We start from the raw sequence: 836 nt of genomic DNA, 5'->3' as shown, positions 1-836 counted from the left end.
CCGCAAGCCCGAAAGAATACCGCTAGAGCCCAGATCCTTTACCCGTATGACATAGTTCCAACCCTTGCGTTCAATATGCGCGAAATTGTTGTAACTTTCATAGCCTCGATCGGAAATAACAATGATTTTGCCTTTGATGGGGGAACGATCAACCATAGCTGCTAGTGCTTTTCCCTCGTTACTTAATCTTCGTGGCTGAACAAAGGCATCCACGTAAAGTTTGTTGCAGAGGTCATAGGCTGCGTTCAAATGCAAAAGATTGTAGCCTTTCGTGTTCGGTTGACTTTGAAAATAGGTATCCGTGTCTGCAGGGTCCGTTGCGATATGTAAATCCGAACCGTCAATCGCAAGTAATCGATACCCGCGGTAGTCCTTGATATTCGTATACGATTTCGTAAATTCGTGAAACAAGAATTCCACAGCTGACGGCAGGATCTTATTTCGCTGTTGGACAAAAGCAGACGTGGTTGCGGTATTTACGTCATAGCCCTGCGATTCCAAAAGCTCCTTATATAAGCTGTTGCCGCCCATTGAGATCAGGAGCTGCATGACCGTTTCAAAGGGCAACTTTTTCTTTCGAGTAAAATCTCTTTCAGGGTTTTTGACATAGGGTGCGGGTAGCGCTGACATTTCTTGTATGAGAGATGTCAGCGTTTCTTTTAGCAAATTCGCGTACTCATTCATAGGGCGTAACCTCCTCGGTTTTTCAAGGGGCTTCGCCACATACTTCCAACTTTTTGTCAAGTCCTATTACTCATTTTTTGCACAAAAAAAGAGCCGGCTATCATTTCGATAACCTGCTCTTTCTCTTGCTTATTAGCACTATGCCTTATCTT

The 836-nt window shown here is 44.1% G+C and carries 1 protein-coding gene (running past one end of the window); it reads right to left on the bottom strand.

Features of this window, described 5'->3' with window-relative positions; all coding sequences use genetic code 11:
- On the bottom strand, positions 1-531 hold the 5' portion of the coding sequence (locus ABE504_RS32880; RefSeq protein ID WP_430096946.1) for a transposase. The gene continues 15 nt to the left of window position 1, outside the view; only the first 531 of its 546 coding nucleotides appear in the window; it begins with the start codon at positions 529-531; the stop codon falls past the left edge of the window.
- Between the last annotated feature and the right edge of the window lie 305 nt (positions 532-836).

Origin of the sequence: Paenibacillus oryzisoli, assembly GCF_050467285.1 — a bacterium.
Classification (GTDB): Bacteria; Bacillota; Bacilli; order Paenibacillales; family NBRC-103111; genus Paenibacillus_E; species Paenibacillus_E oryzisoli_A.
Note: the sequence above shows the minus strand (reverse complement) of the source record. Positions and strands in the feature narration are given on the sequence as shown.